19 protein-coding genes are annotated in these 24,121 nt (G+C 42.2%); 11 read left to right on the plus strand and 8 right to left on the minus strand.

What is annotated here, in order from left to right:
* Positions 1-24: 24 nt before the first annotated feature.
* From HJG39_RS04480 to aroQ, 4 genes are all read right to left on the minus strand, one after another.
* Positions 25-687: a hypothetical protein gene (locus tag HJG39_RS04480; protein WP_268407286.1), complete on the minus strand. Its 663-nt coding sequence runs from the start codon at positions 685-687 to the stop codon at positions 25-27.
* Between the two features lie 158 nt (positions 688-845).
* Entirely contained in the window at positions 846-2,192 is a 1,347-nt protein-coding gene (accC, locus tag HJG39_RS04485) for an acetyl-CoA carboxylase biotin carboxylase subunit (RefSeq protein WP_268407289.1), read from the minus strand.
* A gap of 12 nt (positions 2,193-2,204) precedes the next feature.
* Positions 2,205-2,666, minus strand: coding sequence for an acetyl-CoA carboxylase biotin carboxyl carrier protein (gene accB / locus HJG39_RS04490; RefSeq protein WP_268407291.1), 462 nt, complete (start codon positions 2,664-2,666; stop codon positions 2,205-2,207).
* A gap of 34 nt (positions 2,667-2,700) precedes the next feature.
* Positions 2,701-3,141 carry a type II 3-dehydroquinate dehydratase gene (gene aroQ / locus HJG39_RS04495; protein ID WP_268407295.1) on the minus strand — a complete coding sequence of 147 codons (441 nt, stop codon included), beginning with the start codon at positions 3,139-3,141 and terminating at the stop codon, positions 2,701-2,703.
* 461 nt (positions 3,142-3,602) lie between these two features.
* On the opposite strand from aroQ, the gene upp reads away from it, so the two are divergent.
* Complete coding sequence (gene upp, locus HJG39_RS04500; protein ID WP_268407298.1) at positions 3,603-4,232, plus strand: uracil phosphoribosyltransferase; 630 nt, start codon at positions 3,603-3,605, stop codon at positions 4,230-4,232.
* A gap of 175 nt (positions 4,233-4,407) precedes the next feature.
* Here upp and HJG39_RS04505 read toward each other — a convergent pair whose 3' ends face one another.
* Positions 4,408-6,237: a protein-disulfide reductase DsbD gene (locus tag HJG39_RS04505; protein ID WP_268407300.1), complete on the minus strand. Its 1,830-nt coding sequence runs from the start codon at positions 6,235-6,237 to the stop codon at positions 4,408-4,410.
* A gap of 5 nt (positions 6,238-6,242) precedes the next feature.
* Positions 6,243-6,560, minus strand: a complete 318-nt coding sequence (cutA, locus tag HJG39_RS04510; RefSeq protein WP_268407302.1) for a divalent-cation tolerance protein CutA — start codon at positions 6,558-6,560, stop codon at positions 6,243-6,245.
* Between the two features lie 417 nt (positions 6,561-6,977).
* Between cutA and HJG39_RS04515 the strand changes: the two genes are divergently transcribed.
* From HJG39_RS04515 to HJG39_RS04530, 4 genes are all read left to right on the plus strand, one after another.
* Complete coding sequence (locus HJG39_RS04515) at positions 6,978-7,541, plus strand: FxsA family protein (protein WP_268407568.1); 564 nt, start codon at positions 6,978-6,980, stop codon at positions 7,539-7,541.
* A 234-nt stretch (positions 7,542-7,775) separates the two neighbouring features.
* Entirely contained in the window at positions 7,776-8,066 is a 291-nt protein-coding gene (locus HJG39_RS04520; protein WP_268407304.1) for a co-chaperone GroES, read from the plus strand.
* A gap of 44 nt (positions 8,067-8,110) precedes the next feature.
* The gene (gene groL / locus HJG39_RS04525) at positions 8,111-9,760 is read left to right on the plus strand and encodes a chaperonin GroEL (RefSeq protein ID WP_268407305.1); all 1,650 of its coding nucleotides are present in this window, start codon (positions 8,111-8,113) and stop codon (positions 9,758-9,760) included.
* Between the two features lie 153 nt (positions 9,761-9,913).
* Positions 9,914-10,495, plus strand: coding sequence for a hypothetical protein (locus tag HJG39_RS04530; RefSeq protein ID WP_268407309.1), 582 nt, complete (start codon positions 9,914-9,916; stop codon positions 10,493-10,495).
* A gap of 62 nt (positions 10,496-10,557) precedes the next feature.
* Here HJG39_RS04530 and HJG39_RS04535 read toward each other — a convergent pair whose 3' ends face one another.
* Positions 10,558-12,564 carry a methyl-accepting chemotaxis protein gene (locus tag HJG39_RS04535; protein ID WP_268407310.1) on the minus strand — a complete coding sequence of 669 codons (2,007 nt, stop codon included), beginning with the start codon at positions 12,562-12,564 and terminating at the stop codon, positions 10,558-10,560.
* A 350-nt stretch (positions 12,565-12,914) separates the two neighbouring features.
* Between HJG39_RS04535 and HJG39_RS04540 the strand changes: the two genes are divergently transcribed.
* Genes HJG39_RS04540 through HJG39_RS04550 form a run of 3 tightly spaced genes read left to right on the plus strand, consistent with a single transcriptional unit; the run spans position 12,915 to position 17,029 of the window.
* Positions 12,915-14,600: an ABC transporter transmembrane domain-containing protein gene (locus HJG39_RS04540; RefSeq protein WP_268407312.1), complete on the plus strand. Its 1,686-nt coding sequence runs from the start codon at positions 12,915-12,917 to the stop codon at positions 14,598-14,600.
* On the plus strand, positions 14,593-15,609 hold the full coding sequence (locus tag HJG39_RS04545) for an efflux RND transporter periplasmic adaptor subunit (protein ID WP_268407313.1): 1,017 nt from the start codon (positions 14,593-14,595) through the stop codon (positions 15,607-15,609). Before HJG39_RS04540 ends, HJG39_RS04545 begins: the two co-directional genes overlap by 8 nt.
* Positions 15,610-15,619: 10 nt before the next feature.
* A complete protein-coding gene (locus HJG39_RS04550; RefSeq protein WP_268407314.1) occupies positions 15,620-17,029 on the plus strand; it encodes a TolC family protein in 1,410 nt (469 codons plus the stop codon).
* Between the two features lie 32 nt (positions 17,030-17,061).
* Here the strand turns inward: HJG39_RS04550 and HJG39_RS04555 are convergent, their stop codons facing one another.
* A complete protein-coding gene (locus HJG39_RS04555) occupies positions 17,062-18,216 on the minus strand; it encodes a benzoate/H(+) symporter BenE family transporter (RefSeq protein ID WP_268407315.1) in 1,155 nt (384 codons plus the stop codon).
* Between the two features lie 101 nt (positions 18,217-18,317).
* Here HJG39_RS04555 and HJG39_RS04560 point away from each other — a divergent pair, with 101 nt between their 5' ends.
* The 3 genes from HJG39_RS04560 to HJG39_RS04570 all read left to right on the plus strand — a co-directional run bounded on the left by HJG39_RS04560 (position 18,318) and on the right by HJG39_RS04570 (position 24,093).
* A complete protein-coding gene (locus HJG39_RS04560) occupies positions 18,318-18,860 on the plus strand; it encodes a helix-turn-helix domain-containing protein (RefSeq protein WP_268407316.1) in 543 nt (180 codons plus the stop codon).
* 326 nt (positions 18,861-19,186) lie between these two features.
* Positions 19,187-21,310 carry a sensor domain-containing protein gene (locus HJG39_RS04565; protein ID WP_268407317.1) on the plus strand — a complete coding sequence of 708 codons (2,124 nt, stop codon included), beginning with the start codon at positions 19,187-19,189 and terminating at the stop codon, positions 21,308-21,310.
* Positions 21,311-21,747: 437 nt separating this feature from the next.
* A complete protein-coding gene (locus HJG39_RS04570) occupies positions 21,748-24,093 on the plus strand; it encodes a GGDEF domain-containing phosphodiesterase (protein ID WP_268407319.1) in 2,346 nt (781 codons plus the stop codon).
* Positions 24,094-24,121 lie beyond the last annotated feature (28 nt).

The following is a 24,121-nucleotide window of genomic DNA, read 5'->3' on the forward strand; positions in this document are numbered from 1 at the left end:
CATAAAATGCGCTTTGCCTTCCTATTACTTCACTTGCGTGGCCAACGTATCGTTGTGACCGACAAGGTAACGTCTTAAGTGGAAGCCAATGTCTGAGCGAGCGGCAAACCCTGCGTCTTTCGCAGCCTTTTCAAACGCTTCTGCGGGCAAGTCAGGGTTAGCTGCGAACGCTTGCATGTCCTTGTAGAATCCGACAGAAAAATTATCGTAATCACTACCAAAACGAGTCACAAAAATAATGTTCGCTTTACGCTGCGTTTTCACTAAGTAATCATTTTCCATATGACGTTCTTCCAATAACGCTTGATGTTTACCGGCTGCGGCTCTGAACATTTCTATATGAAACAAGCCTGCATCATCTGCCTTTTGTTTCACTGCTTTCCAATTAGCACCCGTTTGCGCAATGAAATCATGTTGGAAGTCGGCTAATGAATCGTAGCGATGAGGCTTAGGTAACGTTTCGCTTGCAGGTGAAAGTAACATTAAGTCCCAATGATCACCTTGACTGTGGCGCATAATCACTATGTTGCCGTTTTGTTTACGCTTTTGGTGTTTCACTTCATCAATTAAAGAGGGAAGGTTTCCTGGCGCCGCTCTTAACAAAGTAACTTGATAGAGGTTATCCGCAAAAGCGCTTGTTTGAATGAGTAATGCGCCAAGCGCCAAAATTGAATATATGAATTTCATAAGTATCACTCTTAGTCCAAAATAAATCGGATAACTGAATTCACAGCTCAAACAAACAGATTATCCGGTTAAAAATCTCGGCAAGAGTATCACGCATAAAAAAACTGTGCACGAAGGCACAGTTTTTTAAGTCAGTCTTTATATGACCAAATTAGAAGCTATTTTTCAGTTTCTAATTTCTTCTCTAAATAATGGATGTTGGTTCCACCATTACGGAAATTTTGGTCCGACATAATGCGTTTTTGCAGTGGAATATTGGTCTTTATACCATCAACAACCAATTCATCTAATGCATGGCGCATACGTGCAATAGCGACGTCACGACTCTCACCATAAGTGATAAGCTTACCGATCATTGAATCGTAGTAAGGTGGAACGGAGTAGCCAGAATAAATATGTGAATCCCAGCGAACACCTAAACCACCAGCAGGATGGAAATGGGTAATCTTTCCCGGAGAGGGAATGAAAGTTTGTGGGTCTTCTGCATTAATTCGACACTCAATTGCGTGACCACTAATACGAATTTCCGATTGCTCAATAGATAAAGGCAAACCCGCAGCTACACGAAGCTGTTCTTTAATCAAATCCACACCGGTAATCATTTCGGTTACAGGATGCTCTACTTGAATACGCGTGTTCATTTCGATGAAATAGAATTCACCGTTTTCATACAAGAACTCGAATGTTCCGGCTCCACGATAGCCAATTTCAACACACGCATTACAACAGCGCTCACCGATACGAACACGCATTTCCGGTGTAATTCCCGGTGCAGGCGCTTCTTCTACCACTTTTTGGTGACGACGTTGCATAGAACAGTCACGCTCGGCTAAGTAGATAGCGCTACCTTGTCCATCGGATAGCACCTGAATCTCGATATGTCTTGGGTTTTCAAGGAATTTTTCCATGTAAACCACATCATTATTAAAGGCGGCCTTGGCTTCTGATTTCGTCGTAGCAATAGATTCAAGCAGTTCTTTTTCTTCACGAACCACTCGCATACCACGACCACCACCGCCACCAGCAGCTTTAATAATAATCGGATAACCAATACGTTTTGCGATAGTTTTATTAACGTCACCATCTGGTCCTAATGGGCCATCAGACCCAGGAACACATGGTACGCCGGCTTTACGCATCGCTTCGATAGCCGACACTTTATCGCCCATCAAGTTAATGGTTTCGGCTTTCGGTCCAATGAAAATGAAACCGCTCTTTTCCACTTGCTCAGCAAAATCTGCATTTTCCGATAAAAAGCCATAACCGGGGTGAATCGCAATAGAATTCGTGACTTCTGCCGCAGCAATAATCGCGGGAATGTTAAGGTAACTCTCGGTTGCAGGTGCTCTACCAATACAGATTGACTCATCTGCTAATAGAACATGCTTAAGATCTCTATCCGCGGAGGAATGCACAGCTACGGTTTTTATTCCAAGCTCTTTACAAGCCCGTAAAACCCGAAGTGCTATTTCACCACGGTTAGCAATTAAAACTTTATCTAACATGTAACCACCCGGTTATTCGATGACAAACAATGGCTGATCGAATTCAACAGGGTCTTGGTTATTGACTAAAATTTCTTTCACCACGCCCGCTTTATCAGATTCAATTTGGTTCATCATTTTCATTGCTTCAACGATGCATAAAGTGTCGCCGACATTCACGCGATCACCGACTTGAACAAACTCTTTTGCTCCAGGGGAGGAAGCACGGTAGAAAGTACCCACCATTGGAGAGCGGACAATGTGGCCCGCAGGTTCCGCAGGAGCGCTTTCACCAGACTCAGCGGCTGGCGCAGCAGGTGCGGCTGGCGCTGGCGCCGGGGCCATTTGAGGTTGCATAGCGACGGGAGCCGCCATTGTCGGTGCGGAACTATAGCGGTTAATGCGTACAGATTCTTCACCTTCAGTGATTTCTAACTCAGCGATGCCAGACTCTTCAACTAACTCGATGAGCTTTTTAATTTTTCTAATATCCATAAACTATTAACTCACATAAAAATTATTGTTTTAACTAAGACGCATCAGACAGCTGCTTAACCGCTGCCTGCAATGCAAACTCATACCCTTGAGCACCCAATCCACAAATGACACCTTGAGCCACATCAGACAAATAAGAATGCTGACGGAATGGCTCTCGGGCGTGAACATTGGAAAGGTGAACTTCAATAAAAGGGATGCTAACGCTTAACAGCGCATCCCGAATTGCAATACTGGTATGGGTAAAGGCTCCGGGGTTAATAATGATGAAATCAATATTGCCCATTGCGTCGTGAATTCTGTCAATTAATTGGTGCTCAGCATTGCTTTGTAAATGAAACAAGCTCGCCCCAAAGCTGTTTGCCATCTCGGTTAAGCCGGAAACAATGTCATCGAGCGATTGAGAACCATAAATAGTCGGTTCACGCTTTCCAAGCATGTTCAAATTCGGCCCATTGAGCAATAGAATATTCATAAAACTCCGCGAAATTAGCAAACTTTGCGTGGATATTCCCTTTAATGCAGCCAAAATTCACAAAAGAGAGAATCTGACTAACAACAGAGGGATAATTTCCAATAAAAAGCTATTATAGAAACATTCTGATAAATTACAGCAAAATACTGGTCTTATCTGCGATGTTAAGCACAAAGTTTTACTATTTCATAGATGAAGGCGAAGTGCAATGTGTTCAAATGCAGTTTTTTTACCCTACTTTATCTTATTTTCCGCCTCACATTGGCAACAACTGTAAACTAAGAAGCGCTTAATTGATGCTCAAAACTTGCATTACGAGAACATTTCAACGTTAAATGAACGAAGTTGGCACCCTTCTTACGAAAATTTTGGGGTTTACCCTTTTTTCAACGAAATTATTAAAAGAATTGAGCGCTCTATAATTGCGCATTCCAGAATAAAAAACAGAAACGGAGATATTCGTGGCAGTATTTCACATACAACACCCTCTTATAGAACATAAAATCAGTCTCATGCGAGAGAAAGATGTCAGCACTAAAAGCTTCCGAGAGCTGGCAAATGAAGTTGGCAACTTACTCACTTATGAAGCCACTCGCAGCTTGCCTACGGAAGAAGTGGAAATTGAAGGATGGCAAGGTACCCCTATCACCGTCAAGCGCATCCAAGGAAAGACCGTTACACTTGTTCCTATCCTTCGCGCTGGCCTAGGTATGCTTGATGGCGTGATGAACCTTATTCCAACCGCCAAAATTAGTGTCGTTGGATTATATCGCGACGAAGAAACGCTTCAGCCCGTTGCTTACTTCGATAAAATTATTAAAGATGTACAACAACGTACAGCCTTGGTGATCGACCCCATGCTCGCTACCGGCGGTACTATGAACGCGACAATTCAGCTGCTAAAAGACAAAGCCTGTGAAAATATTGTTTGCTTAGTGTTGGTGGCCTGCCCGGAAGGAATAAAAGCCGTGACTGATGCCCACCCAGACGTGGATATTTACACGGCAGCAATTGATGATCACCTAAATGAACACGGCTATATTATCCCTGGCGTTGGTGATGCAGGAGACAAAATATTCGGTACACGATAATAGTAAGATTAGGCTTAGCGCTGAGTCACTTCTCGATCCTGCCATTGTCGATAAAGCTTTTATTGAGACCGAAGCAACAACAGTATAAAAACAAAAATGCCAGTCAACTTAACTGACTGGCATTAGGCAAAAGCGCTTTTATTGATTTATTTCCAGCGGTAAAAGCGACGATACGCTAGTCATAAAATGTTTTATTAACATGGTTAGCAAAACGTTCAGCATCCATAAAACCGGTCACTCGCGCCTTACCGATTTCTTTTCCTTGTTTATCAAAGAACATAATCGTCGGTAAACCAAGTACATTAAACGCCTCTTGGAACTCAAGGCTTTCTGGCGTGTTATCGGTTAAATCAATCTGAAGCAACAACGCATTACCGAGTGCATCTTGCACATCCGGCTCAGGGAAGGTGTACTTTTCAAATTCTTTACACGCTACACACCAGTCAGCGTAAAGGTCGATCATCACATATCGACCCTCGGCGTTGGCTTCCTGCATTTTTTGTTCAAAGTCTGCTAAGTTCTTAACCAAATCAAACTCAGCATATAATGAGGCTTTGCCTTCACTGCTATGAGATACAGAAGCAGTCGAGGGGAACAAGGTTTTATAGCCATACATAGCCGAGGCAAACAAACCTAAGAAAATGACGAAAGCCCGTATCCCTTTCCATAAAGAAGTTGCACTGCCAGAGTTCATAACATAGAAATAAGAGAACATTGCAAGCCCAAGTAATGACCACGCTAAATCTGTCCATAGGTTGCTGAACATACGCTCTACAAACACCAAGGCAACGACTAACATCATAAAGCCGAAAGTAACCTTCACAATGTTCATCCATCCACCTGCTTTAGGTAGCAACTTGCCGCCCGTCACAGCAAAAGCAATCAATGGAATCCCCATACCTAAACTCAACGCATATAGCGCAGAGAAGCCTAAAACTAGGTCTCCACTTTGTGCAATGTAAAGCAAAATACCCGTCAACGGCGCAGTCGTACATGGAGAGGCAACTAAACCAGAAATAGCTCCCATCATGAACACACCAGCGTAGCTACCGCTTTTTTGCTTATTGCTAATTTCGTTTAATTTGACTTGCCAGCTAGAAGGGAGCTGAAGCTCATACGCACCAAACATGACCAACGCTAACAATGCAAAGACCACAATAAGTACGATAAGAATTGCTGGGTGCTGCAACGCCGCCTGGAATTGCACTCCTGCACTGGCCACAACCAATCCCAATATAGAATACATTAGCGCCATACCTTGTACGTAAACAAAGGACAGACTAAACGTTTGACGCGCACTGGAACTTTTCCCCTGACCTAACACAATGCCGGAAATAATGGGGTACATAGGAAACACACACGGTGTAAAGGCTAAACCTACGCCTAATGCAAGGAAAAGCAACAATGTCACAACTAAGTTATCGTTATTGGATAACATATTCGACAGTTCAAACTGCTGAGAAACTGTCTCGTCACTTTCTACTGAAGTTGACCCACTGTGCGAATCTTCTGCATCCGCATTGGTTGAAGTTGAAGATGCATATTCTCCACTCGCTTCAACTTCAGATAAATAAACAACCTTTGTGGTAGGTGGATAACATAAGCCAGCTTTTGCACAACCTTGGTAACGGATTTTAACAACACTGTCATCGACCGCTTCGAAGATGGGAAATTGAATATCGGCTTGATGAAAAAACACATCGGATATACCGAAATATTCATCTTCTACCTGCTCTGCTTCTGGGAAAGTAGGTTCGCCAATTTTGGCTTTTTTGACAACGGTTTTAAATTGCTTTTTATACAGGTAATAACCATCCGCAATTTCCCAACTGAGTGTTAGCTCATTACCATTTTGTGCAAAGTCAAAACGAAAAGCTTCATCGACAGGTAAAAACTGCGGTTCTTGAGAAAACAAATCCGCACCAAAACCGCCTTCTTGGGCTGACACCTGAAAGCTTACAGCCGTTAAAATTACAAATAGGAAATTTGTGAATAATCGGGTCATTTCGTTCATCTGATAGCACTTCTCATCCAATCTGCGTATTCATCACTCGCTCTTTCGACATCTAACACAACCCACTCGATTGTGTCGTATGAATGTTCTGAGCGAATAACATCGTAGAGTTTTTCTGCATGGTTTTTTTGTGTTTTAAAAACAAGCTGGCATTCATTATCTTCCTGAATATTATCATCCCACCAATACATGGAAGTGATTTCAGGAATGACATTTACACATGCTACAAAACGGCTTTCAAGCGCCATTCTTGCTAGTTTCTTAGCTTCTTCTACGCCAGAACATGTACACAAAATCACACATAAGTCTGTCATAACTGCTCCTATTGACCTGTTAGGCTTCGAGAGTATTTCATGGGGTCAGATAATAAGTGATTCTGACAGAGCCATGCAGAAGTTTCACTGTAATTACACATTGGGGTAAATCCTCCTTGAATTTAACGTGGCAGAAATCAGGCTATGCTCTCATTTTAAGAGCCATAAACTCAATACAGATTAACACAGAAGCCTTTTAGGTTAAAAATTTTCCAAACCTAAATTACTCTGTACTTTGGTCCAGTCGTAGCGCTTTGCCCCATTATCTTAACCCTTTAATAATAAGAAGAAAGCCCGATAAAGGTTGTGTCTACTCAGGAAATTTGTCACGATTTGATACATAATATCGGCGGGAAAAGCCAAATCAGCCCCAACATATTCTGCATTGGGTTATTAAGTATTAATAGAGAGTACGTTTTGGGTAAGTTGTTTTTATTGTTTGCCATTATGCCAATTATTGAAATTGCTTTGCTACTTCAAGTAGGCGGCATTATTGGCGGCTGGAACACCGTCGGCATTGTCATCATCACCGCCTTTTTAGGTGCTACCTTAGTACGTCAACAAGGGTTGCAAACCTATCTCAACGCCCAAACTAAAATGCAGCAAGGGCAAATACCCAGTCAAGAAGTTGCTGAAGGCTTACTACTGCTCGTTGCTGGTGTACTGCTGGTCACACCCGGCTTTGTTACCGACACCATCGGCTTTCTTTTTTCTCTCCCAATGACTCGCCCATTTTTTGCCAAATGGGTCAGCCATGCGTTGTTGAGTAAATTTAAAGTACATAGCCACTATCAATTCCATCAACAGCATAATCCATTTGAACAAAACAACTCGCAATCTAACCATAACCCCTTTGAGCATAATCACAGCGATAACGGCGATACGTTTGAAGGAGAATATACTGACAAATCCGACGCCGAATCGCGAGCCCGGCTGCGCGGTTCACGCGAGTCAAGCTCATCTCGCGATCATAAATATTGAACCCGCGAGAATGTCTGAACTCTTCCATTAATTCAGCGTTTTCAAACTATTTTTTCTTGTTTCACAAAACAACTTAGAAAAAAGCTTAGATTTTTTTCAAAAAAATACTTGATATAACCGGTATAGCCCCCAGATATGGCTGCAAACAAATTTTGAGTCGGTTTTATTCGTAGAACTGACATTACGTCACTTTATTTTTATCAAATAAATTGCATATTTCAGGAGATTGAAAAAATGGCAATTCGTCCTTTACACGATCGCGTTATCGTCAAGCGCCAAGAGCAAGAAACTAAATCTGCTGGTGGTATCGTTTTGACTGGCTCTGCCGCGGAAAAATCTACTCGTGGTGAAGTTATTGCAATAGGCAATGGCCGCATTTTAGAAAATGGCGAAGTTCGTGCGTTAGATGTGAAAGTCGGCGACATCGTAATCTTCAACGACGGCTACGGCGTAAAAACCGAAAAATTAGATGGTGAAGAAGTGCTCATCATGGGTGAAAACGACATCCTAGCAATCGTTGAATAAGTCGAATTTTTTCAGTTTTAAAAGAATTTAGAGGAATTTAAATAATGGCAGCTAAAGAAGTACGTTTTTCTGATGACGCTCGCGCAAAAATGCTTAACGGCGTAAACATCCTTTCAAACGCAGTTAAAGTTACCCTTGGTCCTAAAGGCCGTAACGTTGTTCTGGATAAATCATTCGGCGCCCCTACTATCACTAAAGATGGTGTATCAGTCGCTAAAGAAATCGAACTAGAAGACAAGTTCGAAAACATGGGCGCACAGATGGTTAAAGAAGTTGCGTCTAAAGCGAACGACGAAGCTGGTGACGGTACAACTACTGCAACCGTTCTTGCACAATCTATCGTAACAGAAGGTTTAAAATCAGTTGCCGCTGGAATGAACCCAATGGACCTTAAGCGTGGTATCGACAAAGCCGTTGCCGCAGCGGTTGAACAGCTTAAAACATTGTCTACGCCTTGTGCAGACAACAAGTCTATCGCGCAAGTAGGTACTATTTCAGCTAACTCCGACGAAGAGATTGGTAACATCATTGCAGATGCAATGGACAAAGTAGGTCAAGAAGGCGTTATCACTGTTGAAGAAGGCCAAGCCCTTGAAAACGAGCTTGATGTTGTAGAAGGTATGCAGTTCGACCGCGGCTACCTTTCTCCTTACTTCATCAACAACCAAGACAACGGCACTGTTGAACTAGACAACCCGTTCATCCTATTGGTTGACAAAAAAATCTCTAACATCCGTGAATTGCTACCAACGTTAGAAGGCGTTGCAAAAGCGTCTAAGCCGCTATTGATTATCGCTGAAGACATCGAAGGCGAAGCACTAGCAACATTGGTTGTTAACAACATGCGCGGCATCGTAAAAGTTGCTGGCGTTAAAGCGCCGGGCTTTGGCGACCGTCGTAAAGCCATGCTACAAGACATCGCTACATTAACTGGCGGTACAGTGATTTCTGAAGAAATCGGTCTTGAGCTGGAAAAGGTACAACTAGAAGACTTAGGCACAGCAAAACGCGTTGTTATCAGCAAAGACAACACTACTGTTGTTGACGGTGCAGGCGAGCAAGATGCTATCGAAGGTCGTTGTGCTCAAATCAAAGGTCAAATCGAAGAGTCAACTTCTGACTACGACAAAGAAAAACTTCAAGAGCGTTTAGCGAAACTTTCTGGCGGTGTAGCGGTTATTAAAGTTGGCGCAGCAACAGAAGTTGAAATGAAAGAGAAGAAAGATCGCGTAGAAGACGCACTTCATGCAACTCGTGCTGCGGTTGAAGAAGGCGTAGTAGCTGGCGGTGGTGTTGCACTAGTCCGCGCAGCGTCTAAATTAGCTGACCTTCAAGGCGAAAACGAAGACCAAACTCACGGTGTTAAATTGGCACTTCGTGCAATGGAAGCGCCTTTACGTCAAATCGCTGAAAATGCGGGCGCAGAAGGCTCTGTTGTTACTAACCAAGTTAAAGCTAACGATGGCAACTACGGTTACAACGCTGGCAACGACACTTACGGCGACATGCTAGAAATGGGTATCCTTGACCCAACTAAAGTAACTCGCTCTGCACTTCAGTTCGCAGCATCAATCGCAAGCTTGATGATCACAACTGAAGCAATGATTGCTGATGCACCTAAGAAAGACGACGCACCTGCAATGCCTGATATGGGCGGCATGGGCGGAATGGGTGGCATGGGCGGCATGATGTAGTCAGCCTATCCGTTTTTAGCTCTTTAACATCAAAGAGTTACAAACCACTGTAGACAGAAATGTAGACAGTAAAGAGGATGCAGTTGGAAACAGCGGCATCCTTTTTTTATGCCCAATTTCTAGTGTCCAACAAATTTAATCAAAAAATCCGTTATGCCAAAGAAAATTGTTAAAAAGAAATGGGCTGTAATTAATAGAATTGCTAAAAAAAAGTGGATTGAAAAGCTAAGAATACACCTTTGTATTGCATGTGTTGGCGGCTCGACGTTAAGGAGTCAGTCCACAAAAGGACAGGTTGATCGATGCAGAGATTATCTTAAAGAATCCTTTGAGCTTAAGAACATTTCTAATTTAAGCAGGAAAGGTTTCCTAGAACTTATTGACTCCAAAACAATTGAGTTATCCGAACAATTACCTAACCCAAAGACTCTTACTCCAAATTGGGGAGCGGCTAGAAAAGTCATAAACATCTACTTACGACTTTGTGCCATGAACAAAGACATTAACGACTTTTACAACCTATCCAATATTGAAGAATATTTAGAAGTTCCACTAGACAGTCAAATAGTTAAAAGAATAAAAGCAAACTCACCATCAGGGTTACCAAGTGGCGAATTTAAAATAATTCATTTGGTTAAGAATGATAGCGATAAATTCCAAAGAGCTGCCAAAGCAATCGCGAGGAAAGAGCGTGTTCACAGGTATGAACTTGACGTTTTGTACTGGAATACTTGACAAATCAATAATGTTCTGCCAGTCATTTTGTCGACAATATAAGAAATGGGGCAAAAACACTATTACGTTTTAAAGCTACCTACTTGTTGACTCAAGCGGCGGTATAACTGGGATAATTCGCGAGACTGAGACTTTATCTGGCCCGACATCTCTTCAACACCATCGGTTTGTTCTTTCAACGACACTAGATTTTGAGTAATTGAGTCAGCCACTTCCGACTGCTCTTGTGTGGCTTGGGAGGTATGTGCCGCCATTTCCTGCACCTTCTGGAAGGAGATGTTAAGGTCGTTAAACACACGGCTTACCCCTTCAAAGCTAGACACCGTATCGGTGGCGTTTGCTCTACAATTTTGAATAGAGTGTGATGACCCCGCCACGTTACTTTTCAATTGCTCGATCATACTTTCAATTTCATCGGTACTTTGTTGGGTTCGCGTAGCCAAAGTACGTACTTCATCAGCCACCACAGCAAAACCTCTACCCTGTTCTCCAGCTCGCGCCGCTTCTATAGCAGCGTTTAGCGCAAGTAGGTTTGTCTGCTCAGCAATATTGCGAATCACTTCCAACACCGAAGCAATGGCTTCCGAGCTTTTTTCTAACTCCGTTGCTCTGGTCAGGGTTAATTCAATATCAGCAACAAGGTTTTCAATTGACTGCGAAGAAGAACGCACCGCATCCATGCCTTGTTTAGTTAGCTGGTTTGAGCTATCCGCTTCAGTGGCAGTATTTTTTGCCGTTTCCGCCATTTGCTGATTCGACATACTCATTTGATTGCCTGCGCTAACAATAGACTCAGAGGCAGTCACTAACGCTTCAGTAATACCTCCTGCTTGCTCAGACACTTCATTCAGTGATTCGGTGGTGCTTCCAAGAGCAAGTGACTGCTCACTAATGTTACTAATAATGCTACGTAATCGTTCAACAAAAGCGTCAAATTCTCGAGCCAAATCGCCAATCTCGTCTTTCGACTTTGAATCAATGCGCTGCGTTAAATCGCCATCTCCTTCGGCTATTTCCCTAATTCTTATGCACATATCATCAACATCTTGAGTAATCCTTCTAGGAATCAAATAACCGAAAAACAAAGCAACAACAAAGGCAATAGAAATCACAGTCATCGCCCCCTTCTTCATCTTTTCAATTTTAGCGGACGCCCTATCTTCCTCTGTCTTGGCATGCTCCCTAATAGCCTCACCGGCTTCGTCCAGAATTTGACGTAAAACGGCAAAGCTCTCATCGGCAGCGATGAACTCTTTCGACAACATCTTTCTACTTTGACTCTCTCCAGAGCTAAGTAATTCTTTATTACCTTGATACCATTGATTAAATAAATCATCGAATTTGCTGTATTCATCAATCAAAAAACGCTCGGATGACAAATGATATCGATATGCATTAAAACGTCGGATAACCTGTTGCGCATTTTCATGGAAAAGTGCGTTATTAACGTCAAAGTCTCCCACACCATTCGCTATTTTTTGCAACGCTAACCTTGCTTGATAAATGTCTCTATCCGCATTTAATACTTCGGTAATAGCTTCAACATAGCGCTCGATATCTTTAATTCCGCCTTTCCTTTTTTCCACTTCGCGGGCATGGGTACGTAAGTCTTCTCCAGCTTTGTCCAACATTCCGCGAATTTCCATGAAAGTCTCATCCAATATAAGAAAGCGTTCACTTAACTCAACGCTGCCGTGAGCTGAATCCAGAAACCTTTTGCTGGCATCAAACCATGCTTTGAAAGTATCATCGAAATTGGAAAATCTTTTTAAAATCAGTGGCGCAGAACGGAGGAACTCACGATACTGATGAAACCTATCAAACACTTGCTGAGCATTTTCTTCAAACTCTTTTTTAACCGTGGTCAAATCGCTTTGTTTCGATAATATTTGTTCTTGAGCCAAACGGGCCTGATACAAGTCTCTATCAGCGTTTAACACTTTTGCCATCGCCTCGAAATAGTTTTCGGCATGCATTCTTAATGTGTTTTCTTGTATCTTCGTCACAAAAACCATCAACAAAAGTAAGCAAGCCGTAATCAGTGCGAGAAAAATAATTGGCACCATCATTTTGAATCTTATCGATTGTAATGTCATAGTAAAACGCTAGAAGACCTATCAGATAACGTGAGTGTAGGAAAGGCTTTAAGACTTATCAAAGATAAAAAATACTACCAATATGCAAATGGCGACATTTAGTAATTGAAATTTAAAGTTATTCAATTTTCGTTTATTAGGTGAAAATAACCACTTTAACGATAGAAAAATGCAACGGAGTCCGCATGAGCGTCATTTTTAATCGCCACAACACACGTCATAACAATCAGATATTTTCGAAGCTAAAGACACAATAAATCAGATATAAGTTTACTGTTATCTTGAGTAAAGTTTGCCCCGCAATCTAACTTGGAGACCAAACCGTGTCAGGTGAAACTGTTAATTTGAAACAAGTGCATAAAATGTTGGTCGACTTGATTCGACCTGAAGCTGGGTATATTAACGCCGCCGTCGTATACGGGCTTGCCATTGGCCTTTTAACGCTCGCAGTGCCTATCGCCGTGCAAACACTCATCAATACTATTGCTAATATTGGCTCACCTCGGGCAGTCATCATCCTTGCTGTTGTGTTGTTTTCCACACTTCTTATTTCTATTTCACTTAGCGCGCTTCGTACTCGGGTAATGGAATATTATGAGCGCCGAGTGTACGCTCGCCTTACTTCAGAGCTAAGTTTGAAAACCATTCTCGCGCCACACTCTTTCTTCGATAGTCGGCGTAATACGACCATCACGCAACGTTATTTCGACATCTTTACGCTTCAAAAGAACTTACCAACACTGATGGTAGATGGCTTCGCTTTGGTGTTACAAATGCTTGTGGGATTTACATTGGTATCGTTTTATCACCCAATGTTGTTCGCCTTAAATGTGATGATTGTGCTGATGATGTACAGTGTTTGGAAAGTGTGGGGCAACCGAGCTAAACGCACGGCAATTGACCTTTCCCATGCCAAATACTCAACGGCAAAATGGTTGGACGATATTTCATCGGCACATGAATTTTTCAAATCCAGCCGTCATTTAGACTATGCAGGAGCGAAAACCGAGGCATTAATTAGCCATTACATCCATAACCATGAACGTCATTTCAAACTCACCTTTTCTCAAGTGGTGATGTACTTACTTCTGTATGCATTAGCCAGTGCAACTTTACTTGGTTTAGGTGGTTGGCTTGTGGTGCAAGGGCAGCTTTCTATTGGTCAACTCGTAGCCGCTGAGCTTATTATGTCGGCTGTGTTTTTTGGGATTTCTCAATTCACCAACTACTTAAAGCTTTACTACGAAATGTATGGAGCCGCCGACAAAATTGGTCATGCATTAAAAATCCCACAGGAAAACCTACAAGATGACCGAGTTTCTATCCCTGAAAGCTCCTCTCTAAACTGCCAAAACTTGCTGTTGACCCACTTGAACCACACTTTTGAAATCAACTTTAATCTTGATGCCCGTGTAAAAAAGTTTGTGGTCACAGACCAAAGCTGGATACAACGAGGGTTTATTAAGGTACTAAAACAATACTCAAACCCACAACAAGGCATGTTACGTTTAGGAAAACACGCACTATCTGATTACGACCTTTATAAACTCAGACAAGCAATTGTTTCCATCGATCGCTCCCTAATTGTGGAATGCAGCATTAAGGAGTACCTTCGTATGGCTGCTCCCGAGGCTTCAATTACACAAATGCATGACGTTATTGAGCTTGTCTGTTTGCAACATGTTATTCACTGTTTACCTGAGGGGTTAGATACCAAAATGTCGGCTTTGGGTGCGCCATTACAACCCGCCGAATTGCTTCTGTTGAAGTTGGCTGCTGCCATTTTATCGAAACCGAAAGTAGTAGTTTTAAACCAACATTTCGACAACATTCCAACCACGTTACTGAAGCATATTTTGTCGATTTTGGAGTCGCAACCCTTCAGTATTCTGTATTTCACGAATCACCCTAAAGCGGACTACTTCGATGGTGTAATGAATTGGTGCATCGACCCAGAAGGAGTAAAAACGGTGTCGAATCAATTGAGCCAAGGAGGTCACAATGAATAATGCGGCAAAACGTTATTTGGAAACGATTACGTCACTTAACAACATTCAAGTGCCCAGAACTGATCGTATTGTTACCCGACTGCTCCTGCTTTTTATCGTCGTGACTTTGGTGTTTTTGCGCTTTACTCCTTGGATACAAACCGCTTACGGCACAGGTTCGGTTAGCTCACTAAGCCCACAAGATCGTATCCAAGCCATTTCAGCGCTAGTAGAAGGCCAGATTCAGCAATGGCATGTAAAAGAAGGAGATACCGTAAAAGCGGGGGATCCTATCGTTACCTTGATTGATGCGGATCAGGAACTCATTGCCCGACTTGATGCACAACTAAACGCCATTGAACAGCAACAAAAGGCAAACCTTTCGGCTATTCGTACAACCGAGCAAGACTTAGTACGTCGCCGAGAACTGTTAAAAGAAGGATTAGTTTCCAAGCGCGATGTGGAGCAGGTACAACTTAAACTAGACGATTTGCGAGCTAAGGCCGCGAAAACCACCGCCGATTTGAACAAAGTTAAAGTATCGAAAGCGCGTCAATCCATTCAAACCAAAACAGCACCGCAAAGCGGCATTATTGTACGTTTATTATCTGCGGGTAATTCAACCCGTGTTAAAGCTGGTGATGTATTAGCCTCTTTTATACCTGAAGAGGTGCAGCGCTCAGTGGTACTCACCGTTAATGGCTTAGATGCACCTTTGGTTAAAGAAGGTAGAAAGGTGCGACTGCAATTCGACGGTTGGCCAGTGTTTCAATTCAGTGGTTGGCCTTCCACAGCAATTGGTACCTTTTCCGGCGAAGTCGAATTTGTTGAGCCAATCGCCGATGAACAAGGCCGTTTCAGAGTTTGGGTAAAAGAAGATGCTGAGGAACATCCTTGGCCGGAACAGAAATACGCACGACTCGGTAGCCGGGTTCGAGGCTGGATATTGCTAGAAGAAGTCACGCTAGGTTATGAACTATGGCGACAGTTAAACAACTTCCCGCCGGTGAATGCGGAACAACAAAAGTAAGGAACTGAATATGCGTTTATCGTTAAAGCTCCTGCTCGTTCTGGGGCTGTGTTTTCTTGTCACGATTCAAGGTTATGCTTTAACCATCCCAGAATTAGTGGAATCGATTCGCGAACATCACCCAAGTATTCAAGCCGCTATTGCTAAACGGAAACAAGCGCAAACGGCAGAACAACGAGCACAAGGTGAGTTTGATTTGAGACTGGAGCAGGAATCTTATATTCGTACTTCAGGTTATTATCATGGCAAATACTTGTCTCAGTCGGTAGTCAAACCTCTCGCTTTTGCCAACGCAGAGTTAATTGGGCGCTATCGCTATGGTAATGGTGACTTCCCCATTTACGAGAATGAATTGAATACGCAAACTGCTGGAGAAAGCAGTATTGGCTTAAAACTTTCTTTACTGCAAAACCGAGATACCGACAAGCGGCGCCTTGGTTTATCCAACGCTAAAGCTATTCTGGCGCAGGGCTTAAATGAAGAACGGTTGAAACGCAATAAGCTTATTTACGATGGCATTGATGCCTATTTAGATTGGTACGAAACGGCTGCGCAAGTGAACACATTGTCCGAGCTTGTGCAGTTAGCAAAAGCCCGTCGCAAAGGAATTGAAAGTAGCGTGAGAAATGGCGATAAAGCTTCGATTAGTTTAAGTGAGTTCGAAACGACTTTGCTATCAAGGCAAATTGCCTTAAACGAGGCACAACAAAAGCTAGTTGCCGCCCAACTCAATTTAAGCTATTTCTGGCGTCAACCAACGTCGTCAGGCGCCGTGAACGCCTCTGCTATGACATCCCAATGGAAAGTGCCAAACGATATAGGCTGGCCGTTATTCGAAAAACATTTATCACAACTCAACATTGAAGCGTGGGTGGAATCACATCCAGCAATTCAAGATCTTAAAGCTGAGCTACAATTGGCGGAAAACAAAGCACGACTCGCTGAAAACGCTTACCTGCCTAAGTTGGATTTGGAAGTGAAAGTCGCAAGAGATTTTGGCTCAGGCAGCCAATCTTTGGACGGCACCGAGTCTTACTTAGGGCTCAATTTTTCCATGCCATTAGAAAGGCGTAAAGCCTCGGCCGAACGTACCGCAGCCAAAGCCAAAGTGCAGGAAATTGAATACCAGAAACAAGCACTTTTTGAACGCCTTACGGTCGATATTCGAATGAACTTGCAACAGTTGTCTACATTAAAACAACTCAGCCAAATGTTTGAAGAGCAGTCGACCTTAGCGAAACGTTTAGCTGAGCAAGAAAAAATCCGCTTTGATGCCGGTGATTCAGACCAATTCTTACTCAACTCTCGGGAAATTGCCGCAGGTCGGGCGAGGCTCTCAGCAATCGAAGCAAAAGTGTCAACGTTACGCCAAGAACTAAAATTGGTCATGCTAACAGGTACACTAGAAGCAGTGCTTTAATGACCGATGCGACAGCCGCGCTCCTGCGGCTGCTAAACTTTTACAAAGCGCAGATAAACCAAACCAACAAGCAGACCAAGCAGCGTGGCGCTAACTCCGAAAATCGACACGCCAGATAACGTAATCAAAAACGTAAACAAAGCGGGTTCTTGATACTTGGGGGTTTTAAATGCCGTCTGTAGACACATCAACAATGTTCCGAGCAAGGCTAATCCCGCCAAAATCTGCGATACGTATTTCGGCAACGCTAAAAATAAGGCAACCACCGTTGTCGCAAACAAACCTGCAATGAGATAAAACACACCAGCCCATATCGCCGCCCGATAACGCTTGCTTCTATCACCATCAACGGCATCGTTCATACAGATAGCAGCGGTAATTGCCGCCAAATTCAAACTATAACCGCCAAAAGGCGCAAATAGCATGTTAGCTACCCCCGTCCCAACTAATACCGACTTCACTGGCGGCTGATAGCCATGCGTTTTAATCATGGTTATGCCCGGCAAATTCTGGGATAACATAGTAATGACATACAACGGAAGCGTAAGATTTATTAACGCCAGCAAGTCAAATTTTGGCGACATCCAAACTGGCATCGCAACAGAAAGATTGATCGCATTCGTGGCAATTTCACCATTTATATAAGCTCCGAGTACACCAACGATAAGCAAAACCAGCATAGCAAAGCGTGGGATCACAAACTTCGCTACTAGAAAACTGATAAACATGGCTAGGAATATCCAGAGTTGCTCTTGCGCTGGCACAAAAGCATTCATGCAAAATGGCACTAGAACTGCGCCTAACATTGCCGTTCCCAGTTGTGAAGGAATGCGTTCTAAGGCGCGGCTCAAGGGGGTTATTAGCCCTGTTAACGCAATGAGTGCTCCTGTCATAATAAATGCCCCAATTGCCGTTGAAAGTGAATATTGTTCAACGGCTGCAACCAGCATTGCCGCTCCCGGTGTCGACCATGCGATAAGAATTGGTGTTTTGTAAAACCAAGAAAATAGGATGGATGTGCTCCCCATTGCCACACCTAGGGCTAACAACCAGCTTTCAATTTGTTCAGGCGTTGCGCCAGCGTTAGTCGCTACCTGAATAATGATCACCACAGCGCTCGTGTAGCCCACCAGAACAGCAGTAAATCCGGCTGTGATATGACTTAAATTCAGTCGACCTTGCATCATTTAACTCCGCATAATTGAATGATAGTATTTCGTTCTGTGCGTCATAGCGCACAAACTCAAGATTATCATCGTGCGCTATAACGCACAAGAGAACCAACACTATGTCAGACACACTTTTTAAATCACAAATCGCTAATCACTTAAAACAATTGCGTCAGAGCCAAGAGCTAAGTTTAGATGCCGCGGCAAAATTAACGGGTGTATCAAAAGCCATGTTAGGTCAAATTGAAAGACAAGAATCCAGCCCAACGATTTCTACTTTGTGGAGAATTGCCAGTGGACTCAATACCTCTTTTTCTGCTTTTTTTGCCGACAACCCAAATCTACTCACCAGTGAAAAAACCTTTCCAGATGATCCTAAAATGAAGGTGTCGACTCTTTTTCCGTTTCGGGAGGACGTTGGATTCGAGGTATTTGAAATTACATTACGGGAATATCACCAGCAAATGTCCTCCCCTCATGCGCCGGGAGTGTTGGAACATATTCTCGTAACCGCAGGGAAACTCAATGTGTATTTCGATGATACATGGCATACACTACTACAAGGAGAAACGATTCGTTTTTACAGCGATCAAGTCCACGGTTATCAAGCACTAACAGAAACCACCACTTTTCAAGACATCATTAGTTATCCCAAATTATAAAAAGGTTAATGCTTTACATACCTAATAGGACTATTTAAGAAAAGATTAATGTCTATTATTCTACGTATATTGTGGTTAATTTAAATACCTTGCTTTACACTCTTACATTAAGAAGCAAGTGTACGTCTGATAACTCAGAAGTCTTTGTTGCTCGTTACGTTGCTTAGCACAAAGCCAGTGGTTCAATAAGCAAAGTATTGATAGACTTATTTAATAAGTTTCTTATGTAAAGTAGTGCTTCTATTGTCTTTAAAATCAACTTTAGGTTGTATTTTTACTCATTTTTAGAATTATCTAAACATTCAAGCACCAAAGAGAACAAATAAATGTCAACGCTTTCGCCAAGTGTGCATCCTGAGTGTCAGGATTTACTAGCTGAAATTAGCCGTATGTCGAACACGGGAGGCTGGTTTTACGATGTTGTCCATAATACGCTCCACTGGACTGAGGAAACCTACCACATATACGGTTTAGAAATAGATACCCCAATCACCCCCAAAAAAGCGATTGAGTTTTACACGCCTGCATCCAAGGCCATCATTGAGCAGTGTTTTAACAATGCCCTACAAGAAGGCAAAAACTACGAAGTTGACGTAGAGTTCAACGATGCTAGTGGCAATTTCAAATGGGTAAGAACGACCGGAAAAGTGGTTCGCAAAAACGGAAAAATCTCCCATGTGTATGGTGCCATAGAGGACATCACAAAAGAGCGACAACTCTTACTTCAAGAACGAAATACGTCACAGTATTTAGAAAAAGTCATTAATAATTTGAACGATGCTGTCATCACTGTGGATGAAACTGGCGTTATTATTTCTGCCAACAAAACCACTGAAAGAATTTTCAAATGCAAAACAGATGATCTTATCGATAAAAATGTCACAGTATTAATGCCTAAGGCACACGCCAAATTACATGCAAAGTACATTAGTAACTATCTCACAACGGGTAACGCAAAAATCATTGGTGTTGGCAGAGAATTACCCGCTCGCAAGCTGACCGGTGAAGAGTTCCCGATGGAACTATCGCTTACTGAAATCAATATTCAAAACAAACGTATCTTCATTGGTATCATTCGCGATATTAGCGAAAAAAAGGCAGCAATCAGCCGAATTTATAATTTAGCTTACTATGATTCGCTAACCCAACTTCCAAACAGACGGTCTTTTGAAAATGACGTTACCGGCATTCTGAAAAAAGCCAAACTCACAGGACTCGATATTTACTGCGCGCTTCTGGACATTGATTGCTTCTCGGAAATCAACCTGATTTATGGTCAGAGTGTGGGGGACAGTGTTATCAAAAAAGTCTCGGAGAAAATCCAAGAAACGGTTCCAATGAACTTTCGCCTGTATCGAAACATGGCAGACTCTTTCTTTCTTTTGTATCAAACGCCGCTATCACCACTAGATGAAAGTATAAATCGCCGCATAAAGAGGCTAGAGAAGAAAGTCAGCAGTTTAGCGTGGAAAGATGTTGAAATTGATACCCATCACCAAGCTATGACACTCTCTATTGGTTCATTGAGAATTCCAGCCGCAGAGGTCGATAACGAGAAGCTTATCCAACTTTTAGAGTTTTCATCCAACCAAGCTAAATCGATTGGTTTAAACCAATGCATTATGCTGGATAAGCAAACGCGGCAACAACATGAAAGACAAACTCTAATTCGTTATTCCATGCTGCCCGCATTAGAAAAAGGTGAATTTTCCATTATGCTGCAACCCCAATATTCAGTGGATTTGCAGCCAAAGGCGTCAGAAGCACTTATCCGCTGGAATTCCGAAGCATTAGGTTTCATCAGTCCCGACGAATTTATTAGTCTCGCAGAAGAAAATGGTGATATTTTGATCATAGGAGACTGGGTTATTAACGAAGTGTGTAAACTTGCCGCTGACTTACAAAATGACAATATTGATGTGCGTATTGCTATTAATATTAGCGCCAAGCAAATAGTGCAACCGGATTTTGGCACCTTGCTTCTCGAACGAATACAGCAATGGAACGTTAATCCTGCACGAATTATGTTGGAAATTACCGAAAGCACGTTAGTTAAAAATATCGATCTTGTCCGCAAGCAAATGCTCGAACTGTCAGAAAAAGGACTCAGCTTTTCCATCGACGACTTTGGCACGGGTTATTCCAGCCTTCGCTACTTAAAAGAGCTTCCCATTAACGAATTAAAAATCGACCGTTATTTCGTTGAGGAAATCAATGACGAAAATGTCGAAATTCCTATTGTTAACACCATTATTGAAATGGCCAAAGCACTGGGCGTTGAAACTGTCGCCGAAGGCATCGAGACACAGGCACAGTTAACCTATCTAAAACGACATGGATGCAACTACTTTCAAGGCTTTTACTTAAACAAGCCGATGCCAATTGAGCAATGGAAGACCTTATTGCAAAGCACCAAAAAAACACAAAAACATAGCCAAAGCGACAAATAAATAACCAATTATTAAAACTAATAACTGAAATCTGTAACAAAACTGTAAAGAAATCGATTCACTTCAATCAGTCACAAGGAAACGATAAGAAAAATAACCGTCACAAAGGTCAATTTATCGCTTTCCGCAACCGGCGTTGTCCCTCAGCCTCCTAACTTCATGCCCCTAAATTTAAGGCTTCATAAAGTTTACCTGACGAGAATTAATATTCACTAAATCAGTTAATATGACAGGTTCTATACATAAATCTAAGAAAAACAATACACTTCTATAAACCACTGCCAAATCAATATGGTAAATTTATAATTAATTATTATTTACCACCTTTATTCATAGAATTTTCATGTTAGTATCGGCAACCGGGCGTCGGTAAATCGGCTTCTCATTTTTTTAGCCAAGGCCATTAAAAACGCGTTGTGAGACTGTGGAGTTATGTTGTGGTAACAACTGATACGACTAAGCAAACTAAAATTGATCAATTACAAGGCAATACAAATTTGCTCAATTCTTTAATGAGTAAATTGCACCAATCGCTAAAAGCCGATATTTCTTATATTGCCAGATTCAAAAAACCAGCAGATAAAGATGGGGCAACAATTGCACACACCATCTTGTTAATGCATCAAGGCAATATTACCGACAACATCAGTTTCGTTACCGAAAATACGCCTTCTCAAGAAATTGTTGAAAATCGAAATTGCGTCATCAGTAATGCCGCAACAGAATTACACCCAGATGATCAATTCTTAAAAGAAAACCATATTTCAGCCTTTATTGGTGTTCCTATTCGTGATGCGAAAGGGGAGTCGGTAGGCTCTATTTCTGTGTTGTTTAAAGACAAGCTTTCAGCAACCAGCCGAGTCATCTCGATGCTCTACAAACTTTCTAGCCAGATTTCAGACCTGCTGTTAAACATGTCGCAGCTGGAGCAATCCGACGACTCAAACGAAAGCGGGGTCGATCTCACACGCTGGAATGACGAAATTAGTCGACTATTTAATCTCGATCCTAACACTCAACATGATCAGTCCCCTTTGTCGCATTTCGCAGACTCATTCGAACATTCTCACGCCCGTTACCTAGAAAGCATTATAGATAGCCTACACGACGCAATTATCACCACAGACCAATACGGCACTATCATGTCGGCAAATAAAACCGCAGAAAGGCTGTTTGATTGTGATATTTCTGACTTAGTTGGGCATAAAGTGTCATCTTTAATGTCAGAGCCTTATGCTTCTTTGCACAAAGGTTTCATGCAAAATTACTTGGAACAAGGCGATAATATCATTCTTGGCAAACCCCAAGAATTGCCTGCAAAGCGCAAAGGCGGCCAAGAATTTCCAATGGAAATTTCGATTTCAGAAGTTGAGCAAGGCAACGAAAAAATCTTTATTGGTATTATTCGGGATATTTCTGAACGTAAAAAGGCAAAGGACCAAATTTATGAATTGGCCTATTTCGATAGTCTGACTCAACTCCCGAACCGTATTTCCTTCGAAAGAGATGTACTCGATGTACTTTCTCGCGCCAAATTGGCACATGGCAACATTTATTGTAGCCTGCTCAATATTGACCGATTTGCCCAAATAAACCTGACCTACGGAAAAACAACGGGGGATTTTGTTCTTAAGAAAATCGCTCGCCGAATTCAAAGCGTACTGACCCGCTCATTTCGGTTGTATAAAAACGTCGCTGATTCATTCTTTTTACTGTATCGCGCTCCGATTTCACCCGGAGACCGTTCAGTAGAACGCGAAATCAAACTGCTTGAAAACTCCATTCAAGGAACCGTATCTTCTCAGCTCTCGTTAAAAGGTAATCCACAAAATTTGACGATGTCGATAGGTGCGCTGAACATTCAGGCATCCGAAATCGATCATTACAAACTGATTCGTTTATTAGAGTTTTCTGAGCACAGAGCCAAAGCCCTTGGGCAAAACAGTTGCTTTAGCTTAAGTAGCAAAGAAAAGGCCCTCTTTGAGCGCAGAACACTAATTAGCCATTCAATATTGAAAGGCATGGAACGCAACGAGTTTTATGTTGAACTTCAGCCTCAGTATTCACGAAGCGGCAATATTGTGTGCTCAGAGGTACTCATTCGTTGGGAATCTGAGGAACTTGGGCATATGCCACCAGCGGAATTCATTCCGCTCGCCGAAAAAAATGGCGATATTGTTTCTTTAGGTAATTGGGTAATTAACCAAGCTTGCCGACTGCTCGCCGAATTAAAATCTCGAAATAATGACTCAAAAATCGCCATCAATATTAGTGGCAAGCAAGTCATGCAACCGAACTTCTGCCAGCAATTAATGCAAAGTCTAGTGGAATGGGATGTTAAAGCAGAAAACCTTATTCTCGAAATTACCGAAAGCACCCTAGTAAAAGATGTTGATAGGGTTAAAGAACAGATGAGTTATCTTGCCGACCATGGATTTAGCTTCTCAATTGACGACTTTGGGACGGGATATTCTAGTCTTATTTATTTGAAAGAACTCCCCATTGATGAGTTGAAAATTGATCGTTATTTCGTTGATGAAATTAAAGATGCCACGGATGACGTTTCAATCGTCAACACCATCATTGAAATGGCAAAAGCACTGAAGATTCGGACGGTTGCAGAAGGTATTGAGAAGGAAGGACAACTCACTTACTTAATGGATAGAGGCTGTCATTACTTTCAGGGCTTTTTACTTAGTCACCCAATTTCCGAAACCAAATGGTTGGAACTCCTCACTGAGCCGAAAGATTACTTCCAAATTACGGAAGATTATCAAATCTAACGCCCATATAAACCGAAGCCCTACTATT

It is taken from the genome of Alteromonas sp. a30, from assembly GCF_026788005.1.
Lineage (GTDB): Bacteria > Pseudomonadota > Gammaproteobacteria > Enterobacterales > Alteromonadaceae > Paraneptunicella.

Bases quoted from the DNA above. Each gene is read 5' to 3' on its own strand.
- aroQ (WP_268407295.1), bottom strand. From the start codon at position 3,141: ATGAATATTCTATTGCTCAATGGGCCGAATTTGAACATGCTTGGAAAG.
- accB (WP_268407291.1), bottom strand. From the start codon at position 2,666: ATGGATATTAGAAAAATTAAAAAGCTCATCGAGTTAGTTGAAGAGTCT.
- accC (WP_268407289.1), bottom strand. From the start codon at position 2,192: ATGTTAGATAAAGTTTTAATTGCTAACCGTGGTGAAATAGCACTTCGG.
- HJG39_RS04555 (WP_268407315.1), bottom strand. From the start codon at position 18,216: ATGATGCAAGGTCGACTGAATTTAAGTCATATCACAGCCGGATTTACT.
- HJG39_RS04550 (WP_268407314.1), top strand. From the start codon at position 15,620: ATGCGTTTATCGTTAAAGCTCCTGCTCGTTCTGGGGCTGTGTTTTCTT.
- cutA (WP_268407302.1), bottom strand. From the start codon at position 6,560: ATGACAGACTTATGTGTGATTTTGTGTACATGTTCTGGCGTAGAAGAA.
- HJG39_RS04560 (WP_268407316.1), top strand. From the start codon at position 18,318: ATGTCAGACACACTTTTTAAATCACAAATCGCTAATCACTTAAAACAA.
- HJG39_RS04530 (WP_268407309.1), top strand. From the start codon at position 9,914: ATGCCAAAGAAAATTGTTAAAAAGAAATGGGCTGTAATTAATAGAATT.
- HJG39_RS04545 (WP_268407313.1), top strand. From the start codon at position 14,593: ATGAATAATGCGGCAAAACGTTATTTGGAAACGATTACGTCACTTAAC.
- HJG39_RS04480 (WP_268407286.1), bottom strand. From the start codon at position 687: ATGAAATTCATATATTCAATTTTGGCGCTTGGCGCATTACTCATTCAA.
- groL (WP_268407305.1), top strand. From the start codon at position 8,111: ATGGCAGCTAAAGAAGTACGTTTTTCTGATGACGCTCGCGCAAAAATG.
- HJG39_RS04535 (WP_268407310.1), bottom strand. From the start codon at position 12,564: ATGATGGTGCCAATTATTTTTCTCGCACTGATTACGGCTTGCTTACTT.
- HJG39_RS04520 (WP_268407304.1), top strand. From the start codon at position 7,776: ATGGCAATTCGTCCTTTACACGATCGCGTTATCGTCAAGCGCCAAGAG.
- HJG39_RS04505 (WP_268407300.1), bottom strand. From the start codon at position 6,237: ATGACCCGATTATTCACAAATTTCCTATTTGTAATTTTAACGGCTGTA.
- HJG39_RS04565 (WP_268407317.1), top strand. From the start codon at position 19,187: ATGTCAACGCTTTCGCCAAGTGTGCATCCTGAGTGTCAGGATTTACTA.